We start from the raw sequence: 8,354 nt of genomic DNA, 5'->3' as shown, positions 1-8,354 counted from the left end.
TTTCAACGTCATTGGGGGGCGTCCTTCTCTAGAGGGCGTAATGGGTGGAGGGCTGTCGGTGAGAAAAACTGGGCGACGGCAGGGTTTGCAGGGAATTCTCGTTCGCAGTGGAACAAAGCAATGGAACAAAGATGTCTCGCGACCAGCGTTCGACGGAGCGGCATCGTCGTCTGGCCGCAATGGCCCCTACTCGTCAGTGAGAAGTTCGTCTTCCAATTCCGCATCCTGACCGCTTGCCAATTCTTCCAATTGCCGGGCGAGGTCGAGTTTTTCCACGATGGCATAGCGCCCCTCGCACCATCGAATCAGGTCGACTTCTTTACAACGGCGACTGCAAAAGGGGGCGTAATTACTGGCAGGATCGGTGGCCGGAGCGACTGCCTTCTGGCAGATTGGGCATTCTGGCAAGCGGATCAAGATAGGTAAGCTCTTTTCCGGTGTTGTGACGGATCCACAGGGGTGCCGACGACGTCTGTGCCGAGCATCAGCTGTCGGATTTGCTGCCGGAATCGCTTTTCGAAGCAGAACCGGAATCACTTGACGGCTTATCGGCTGCGGCGGCTTTCTTGTAAGAGTCGCTGCGATAGTCTGTCAGATAGAACCCGGACCCTTTGAAGATCAGACCAGCGCCGCCGCCAATCTGGCGTTTGGCCTTGGATTTGCCACATTTGGGGCACTTCTTGACCGGCGCCGCCTTGATCGACTGAAACTCTTCCCAGAGATGATCGCAGGCGTCACATTTGTAGTCATAAGTCGGCACGAGAGAGGCTCCTGATATACAAAACGCGTTTGATCTTGACGCAGATGAAAAACCATCCGGTCGTTGTCCGCAAGGGCTGGATGAGAACTCCGAGGAATTCTCACGGAAGTCTGACGGAAGGGAATGCCGAAACCCGTCAGGACTGTCTAGATTCGCGTATGATAGCAACGCTGGCAAGTTTCCAAGGCTTTCTTCCTTAATACTTCTAAGTCTGACATGAGCCGCCCTGAATTCGATCTGATTCACTGGATACGTTCGCAGGTTCGAGATCGCGAGCCGGTCCGCGTGGGAATCGGGGATGACGCTGCCTGCCTTCGTCCACCAGCCGACCGCGATCAACTGGTGGCAATCGACATGCTGATGGAAGGGGTTCATTTCACCTTTCCCGACGCCACCCCTGAACAGGCTGGGCGAAAAGCACTGGCTGTGAATGTCAGCGACATTGCCGCCATGGCAGGTGAGCCGACAGCGGCGTTTGTTTCCGTGGCCCTTCCAAAACATCGGGGGGCCCAATTCGCGCGGCGAGTGCACACCGGCGTCATCGAGCTGGCGGAGGAATTCAACATCGTCATTGCCGGGGGTGATACCAATAGCTGGAATGGGCCGCTGGTCATCAGCGTCACACTGACCGGGCACCCTGTCGGTCCCCGTTCCATTTGCCGAGACGGGGCCAAACCGGGAGACTGGCTGTTTGTCACGGGGAAGCTTGGAGGAAGCCTGCCCACCAGGCACCATTTGACATTTACGCCACGGCTCGCGGAAGCGAAGAAGCTGGCGCGGATGGTTGAACTGCATGCCATGATGGATATCAGCGACGGACTTGCGGCCGATCTGGACCACATTCTGACCGCCAGCCGGGTCGGTGCGCTGCTTGTAGCCGACCAGATTCCATTGACGGAGTGGGCACTCGCATCCACGGATGGTTCTTCTCCCTTGCAGCACGGACTCAGTGACGGAGAGGATTTTGAGCTCTTGTTTGCCGTGTCGCCTGAGGAGGGAGAACGATTGCTCGCTCAATGGCCCGAAACGACACCCATCACCAGGGTGGGAGAAATTGTCGAAGCTGCGGGGTGCAGGATTCGGTATCCGGATGGAAGAATCGAACCGCTCAGTCCCATCGGGTGGACTCATTCGCTGGACGCTGAGGGCCAGTGATCGTCAGAGCGATTTTCGGGCCGAGCAGCCAAGTTGGGCGCGGCTGCCTGGAGGGGGATGGTGTGATCCATTTTCCGCAGAGTGTGCTGGTTCTTTCACGTACGTCTGATGATCTCTTCCCTGCTCACCATTGGTTTGAAGAATGTCCGTAGACTCACGATTACGAGTGCTGTTCGTCATTGGCTCCATGGGGGGGGGCGGTGCCGAGCGACAGGTGCTGGAGATTCTGTGGCGCCTCGATCGAACCCGTTTTGTTCCGCACCTGTACCTGGCAATGAAGCAGGGGGAACTGATGAGCGAAGTCCCCGCTGACGTTCCTGTCTCTGCATACTGGGATCGGCAGCCGGAATCGATTTCGCGTCGTCTGCTGAGGATGCTGAAACTGACTCGACTTCTGCGCTACCTCCACCTGGCCCGTGTCTTACGCGATCAGAAGATCGATCTCATTTATGACCGGACGTACCTGGCCACGCTGGACGCCGCTGGTGCCTGCTGGTTCCGGCCCACTCCGCGGATCTCGTGTTGTGTCGCCGACCCACAGCCCGAACTGGAGCAACACGCTCGTTTTTCGGTCCGAATGGCCTGGTTATTAGCGCGTCGAGCGTACCAGAGTGCTTCCGTCGTCCTTGCCAATTCTGAGGGGTTGCGGCGGAGAATGCTGGACTATTTTCATCTTCATCCAGAGCACGTGAAGGTTTATCAAAATCTGCTCGCCAATGTACGGCCACCGTCTCGAGCAGATGCGGGTGGTCAGGTCGATGCGTTACATGGTCCGGGAGGGGCGGGAACCGACGAAGCAGCGGCTTCGGTTCCGAAGGAGTCTGCGGGCGAAGTGTCCCCGGAACGGGATGAGCGATGGCAGACGCTGCGGGCAATTTTCCGGGAGGACAATCCCTCGTTTCTCATTGTCAGTGCCGGGAGGCTTCATCCGCAGAAAGGGTATCAGTACCTGCTCGAAGCCATGCACGAGGTGGTGAATCATGGGGGGCGTGATGTGCAACTCGTGATCTTCGGTCAGGGGGAGTCACGAAGGGAGCTGACTACTTATATAGAGAAGCACGGTCTGGAGCGGCACGTCTATCTGGCTGGCTTCGATCGAGACCCCCGGAGGTGGTACCGGCATGCGAAGCTGTTTGTGCTTCCGTCTCTCTCAGATGCGATGCCAAATGCGTTGATTGAGGCCGTCATCGATGGGGTTCCCGCGCTGGCGACAACGTGTCCGACTGGCCCGAAAGAGATTCTCGCCGACGGAGAACTGGGGGGGCTGGTGCCGCCCGAGGACGCTCGTGCGCTGGCTGATGCCATCGTGGATGCGATGGATCATCACGAGCAGTGGAGGGCTCGTGCGGTACGGGCTAAGGAGATCATTGAGAAGACGTTCGACCCCGAATCGGGGATGCACCGGCTCCAGACATTAATGGAAGAGATCGCGCGTGGAGCGATAGCAAAATCCTGAAGTCTCGATCGTGATTACTGGCCCACGGGCATTCATGGTGGACAATCGGGATGTCGGCGGGAGAGACGGGGCGAGGAATCTTTCAGGTAAGCCCGTCTGAAATTTGATGCGGGGCTCGTTGGTGGAACCCAAAACGAAGATGCCCCGCGACTCGCATCGCGGGGCATCTCGATTAATCACGTGAGTGACGATTACTCAACAGAGTTGAGCAAGAATCACTGGCAGCAAGGAGCGGCAGGAGCAGCGTTGCAACCGTTGTTGCAGCATGCACCGTTGGAAGCTGGGACGAGGACCGTCTTTGGAACAAGCTTGCAGACCTGAACGGTGACTTCTTTTTCAACCGTTACAGGGACGCAGACATTGTAGGTTTCGGTCTTCTCTTCGTTGACGGTGTCGCAAACCGTGACTTCGTACGATTCTTCACGGGTCTTCGCGACGCTTTCCGTGTAGTTGATCGTGCGGGTCTTGGTTTCGGCAACCTGACGGCTGACAGGAACAGTACGGGTACGGTTTTCCTGTCGGCAGAGCTGAACCTGGTAATCGTACTCTTGCTGAGCAGCAACCTGACGGCTCACAGGAACGGTACGGGTACGGGTTTCCTGACGGCAGAGCTGAACCTGGTAATCGTACTCTTGCTGTGACGTGGTGTAGTTCGTGACCTGCACCTGTCGGGTGCGTGTTTCTGGGCGACACAGCGTGACGGTGTAGGTGTAAGGAACCTGCTTAGCAACTTGCTGGCAGACGGTGTAAGGAACCTGAACCTGAACTACGTTTGGAACCCAGTACTGCTGAGTAGCGACTGGGGTACCACATGCACCACCGTTAACAACTCCACCGGCGACGTTTCCGCAGCCGCTGGCGCAGCCACCGCAAGCGGCGGTTGTACCACAAGGAGCACAGACATTGGCAGCAACACCCACTGGCTGGCAGCCGTTGGAAACGGCGACAGCACGGGTTTCCCAGTGACCCTGGTCCTGGCAAACGGTGCGGAACTGCTGAACCTGAACGGTGTCATATTCCGTTCGCGACCCCTGTCGTTCTTCCGTGTACGGAACATTGACGGTGTAGGTCTGGTCTACAGTGCTGACAACGGGGACGGTGACAGTCCGTGTTCCCTTGCGGGTTTCCGTGTAAGGAACGTTGACGGTGTAGGTCTGCTCAACATTGTCGGTGACAGTGTTGTAGACGGTCCGTGTTCCCTTGCGGGTTTCCGTGTAAGGAACGCTGACGGTGTAGGTCTGCTCAACATTGTCGGTGACAGTGTTGTAGACGGTCCGTGTTCCCTTGCGGGTTTCCGTGTAAGGAACGTTGACGGTGTAGGTCTGCTCAACATTGTCGGTGACAGTGTTGTAGACAGTCCGTGTTCCCTTGCGGGTTTCCGTGTACGGAACGTTGACGGTGTAGGTCTGCTCAACATTGTCGGTGACAGTGTTGTAGACAGTCCGTGTTCCTTTGCGGGTTTCCGTGTACGGAACGTTAACGGTGTAGGTCTGCTCAACATTGTCGGTGACAGTGTTGTAGACGGTCCGTGTTCCCTTGCGGGTTTCCGTGTAAGGAACGCTGACCGTGTAGGTCTGTTCGACCTGGTCAACCACCGTGTTGTAAACCGTGTAGGACTCTTCCCGCGTACGAGGTTCGTTCTCGTAGTACGTTACGGTGCGAGTCTTGGTTTCGGTGCGTGGAACTTGTCGAGCAACGGTGTACTTGCGTTCACGCGCTTCTTGACGGTATTCCGTCACGTTGACCTTGCGAACTTCGGTCGTCAGCTGTGGTTCCATGACCGTCTGTTCGACCATCGCTGGCCCGCATCCACCGCTGGCGTCGCCGGAGGAAGCATAGCCGACTGAACCGTAACCTGCCGAACCATAGACAACAGAGTTACATCCGCTTGACCCGGCAACTGCTGCTCCCGATCCGCAGCTGGGAGCTGCAACGCAACTGGGCACCGAGGCGCAAGTTGCTGGACGTGGTTTGCAGCAGCGGTGATGCCGATGCCCCGCTTGTGCCGTCGACCCCAACAGGGCGACAGTGGCGACCAAAAGGCCCCATTGTTTGACCATTCAAACCTCCCCCTCAACATGAACAGAAACCGACACTTTCCAAAACAATTTGGAACTTCCAGACGGTCTGGAAGATTAAGCCGCAAAGTTTCGCGCGGAAAACTTTTCGAAATTGATACGGTTTGGGATTTTCAAACAAATCCTAAGACGCGCTACTACCCATGTCCACTGTAAATATAGGTAATTTCTGCCGTAGCTGAATTTTTAGGTAAAATGCGGCGTTTGTGTTGTCTGTGATATGTTTGCGGCTCGATTCGCTCGCAACTGTCAGGCAATGTCAAGAATTCGCGAAGAGCGAAACTGCGCCGAAATCTCTCAAGAATTTCTTGAAGTCGAGTTGGATTGGGGGTCTATACATGCTGTCGTGAAATTGAACGAATAGCAAGTGGTTCCTTTTGCGGAGCTGGCGCATTTGACATTTTCTTCAAAATTGTCAAATTCATCAGCTGCTTCGCAATCTGGGTTCGCGTCGAAATCTTCAGACAATTTCCAATCCCGGTCGCTTCCATTCCAGCGATGTGTACACGCGTGTCGACAAGCTTTCAGGTCCAATTCGGCGCTTGTTCGTTTGTTGAAACCGATTCCAGTTTTGACAAATCACCCAGATTTTGTCGCATGCAGTCGTGCCAGGATTGCAGCGTGTGGAGTGTCCAGGGCGGTCGTCATCGAAGTCGGAAGGAAGGACATCTGTTCTCGCCTATTCGGGTTTGAAGAGATCGGGATCGATGAATTAAACCGATTCCGCCGCAGGACCTGTGCCAGTGACGGCAGTATGGCAAGTGTTGAGAAGAGGTCCCTTCCCGTCGGCTGCTTCAGTTCATCTGGATAGCGTCAATCGTCTTTTTGGCAGTGACTCCAGGCTTGGCAGGTGATTGGCAGGGTTCGTGATGGACCACTTCCAGTTTTTTTTGACCGACCTGGCTCGTATTGCGGGGGCACTATGCTGATGCGTGGAATGACAAGTTTGAAGCGATTGCGTGCGGGAATTGCGTCAGCCGGGGTGCTGATGGCCCTGCCAGGAATGATGATCTGCTGCAGCGCAACATTGGCCGTAGCACAGGGGGTCACACCGACGGTGCTGACTTCGAAAATGATTCGCTCGATGCCGGGCGTCGATATCACCCGAATCAAAACACCTCTGGCTCAGCCCGCTTCGGGAACAGCCGTAACCACCATACCGCTCGCGGATACCTTCCGGCTGCATAGCCAAGCCACGGCTACCAAGACGATCTACCTGGATTTTGACGGTCACACGACGATCAATACGCCCTGGAACACTGGCAGTGGCGCGATTACCACTGCGCCGTTTACGTTGGACTCCAATCGGGCCTTCTCCAATACAGAATTGCTCGCGATTCAGGAGATCTGGCGACGGACGGCGGAAGCGTTTTCTCCCTTCAATGTTAACGTCACGACTCAAGAGCCACCTCTTGCTGACCTGATCAACTCGGGGGGAAGTGATACCCGCTGGGGGATTCGCGTTCTGATCGGAACATCAACACCCTCGCCCGCTCCGGATGCAGGGGGCGTCGCGTTTCTCAATAGTTTCCCAGCAAGTGCGGACGTTCCCTGTTTCGTGTTTCCTGCAAGTCTGGCAAATACTTCCAAGTTCATTGCTGACGCAACGATCCATGAAGTCGGACACACGTTGGGCCTTGATCACGATGGACGAATTTCTCCCGCCGAGGGCTATTACTACGGCCACGGTTCGGGGGTGACTGGTTGGGCGCCTCACATGGGGGTTGGCTACGAACAGAACCTTGTGCAGTGGAGCAAGGGTGAGTATCTGAGCGCCAATAACCTGGAAGACGACCTGGCGATCATCACCACACGAAACGGATTCACTTATCTGGCGGATGACTACGCCAACGATCGGACTTCCGCAGCCGCGATCAATGGGACTCGTGGTTTGGGGGCGGCCGCGAATATTTTCAACGTCGCGCAGACGGGCGTGATTACGACGCGAACCGATACAGACTGGTTCAAATTGACGGTGGGGAATGGGACTCTGGTGCTCACTGCCACCGGGGGAATTGCCAATACGATGCTTGATATCCAGATGGATCTTTACACAAGCACGGGCTCACTGCTGGCCAGCAGCAATCCGACCGATCAGTTGACCGCTTCGATCAACCGTAATGTGACCGCAGGGGTCTATTACGTGCGAATCGACGGTGTCGGCAATGGCCAGGTGCTGGGAACGGGATACTCAGACTATGGCAGCATTGGGACATACAACATCGCCGGTTCGTTTGTCGCTCCTCCGACAGTCGTTTCCTCTCGCGTTGTCGCTTCGTACTCAAGTGCGACGAAGACCCTGGCATTAACCGGTGACGGGATGGGCAACTCGTTGACCGTTACGCTTCAGGCTGGAAGCCTCAAGGTCGAAGGGGCCAATGGTACGAGCATTGGCATCGTGGGAAGTGGCGGCGCGATCACGACCGTCCCCTCGACGACGTTTGCACACACTGGAAAGCTGATTTTAACGGCTGACCTGGGTGACGGGGATGACGCGATTGCAGTGCTCGGGGTTGATTCTTCGACGACGAACATCAGTCTGGGGAACGGAAGCGACCGGGCGGCGTTTACCCTCTGCAATATCGGCACGTTAAGTGTCAATGGTGGTGCAGGGACTGACGTCATCACCACGACATCCAGCACAATTGGTCAGTTCAACGGCACGAGTATCCCGTAATCGGACGCAAAAATGAGGTGGTTCGGGTTCCCTGGACCACCTTCTTCTGCCTTGCTGCGAACGCTTCATTTCCGACTTTCCGTGTGGTAGACTCAGACCGTTTGGGAACCACACGGAAACCGGAAAATTATGAGTCTGCTAGAACCTGCGAAACTCGCCCTCGCTGATGGTACGGTCTTTACCGGCACCGCATTTGGAGCACAGGGCGAGGTTTATGGCGAAGTCTGT

Annotated in this window: 6 protein-coding genes; 3 read left to right on the top strand and 3 right to left on the bottom strand. The window is 56.0% G+C overall.

Going from position 1 to position 8,354, the window contains the following annotated elements; all coding sequences use genetic code 11:
• Positions 1-186: 186 nt before the first annotated feature.
• A complete protein-coding gene (locus tag VGE80_RS18585) occupies positions 187-417 on the bottom strand; it encodes a DNA gyrase inhibitor YacG (RefSeq protein ID WP_397570995.1) in 231 nt (76 codons plus the stop codon).
• A gap of 67 nt (positions 418-484) precedes the next feature.
• Positions 485-760 carry an FmdB family zinc ribbon protein gene (locus VGE80_RS18580; protein WP_373650998.1) on the bottom strand — a complete coding sequence of 92 codons (276 nt, stop codon included), beginning with the start codon at positions 758-760 and terminating at the stop codon, positions 485-487.
• A 216-nt stretch (positions 761-976) separates the two neighbouring features.
• On the opposite strand from VGE80_RS18580, the gene VGE80_RS18575 reads away from it, so the two are divergent.
• Together VGE80_RS18575 and VGE80_RS18570 are read left to right on the top strand one after the other, a co-directional pair.
• Positions 977-1,915, top strand: a complete 939-nt coding sequence (locus VGE80_RS18575) for a thiamine-phosphate kinase (RefSeq protein WP_440593704.1) — start codon at positions 977-979, stop codon at positions 1,913-1,915.
• 142 nt (positions 1,916-2,057) lie between these two features.
• Positions 2,058-3,371, top strand: coding sequence for a glycosyltransferase (locus VGE80_RS18570; RefSeq protein ID WP_440593703.1), 1,314 nt, complete (start codon positions 2,058-2,060; stop codon positions 3,369-3,371).
• A 215-nt stretch (positions 3,372-3,586) separates the two neighbouring features.
• On the opposite strand, the gene VGE80_RS18565 is transcribed toward VGE80_RS18570, so the two are convergent.
• Positions 3,587-5,431, bottom strand: a complete 1,845-nt coding sequence (locus tag VGE80_RS18565) for a hypothetical protein (protein ID WP_440593702.1) — start codon at positions 5,429-5,431, stop codon at positions 3,587-3,589.
• A 955-nt stretch (positions 5,432-6,386) separates the two neighbouring features.
• On the opposite strand from VGE80_RS18565, the gene VGE80_RS18560 reads away from it, so the two are divergent.
• On the top strand, positions 6,387-8,126 hold the full coding sequence (locus tag VGE80_RS18560) for a hypothetical protein (RefSeq protein WP_373651002.1): 1,740 nt from the start codon (positions 6,387-6,389) through the stop codon (positions 8,124-8,126).
• Positions 8,127-8,354 lie beyond the last annotated feature (228 nt).

Source organism: Schlesneria sp. (genome assembly GCF_036405755.1).
In the GTDB taxonomy this organism is placed as follows: domain Bacteria; phylum Planctomycetota; class Planctomycetia; order Planctomycetales; family Planctomycetaceae; genus Schlesneria; species Schlesneria sphaerica.
Note: the sequence above shows the minus strand (reverse complement) of the source record. Positions and strands in the feature narration are given on the sequence as shown.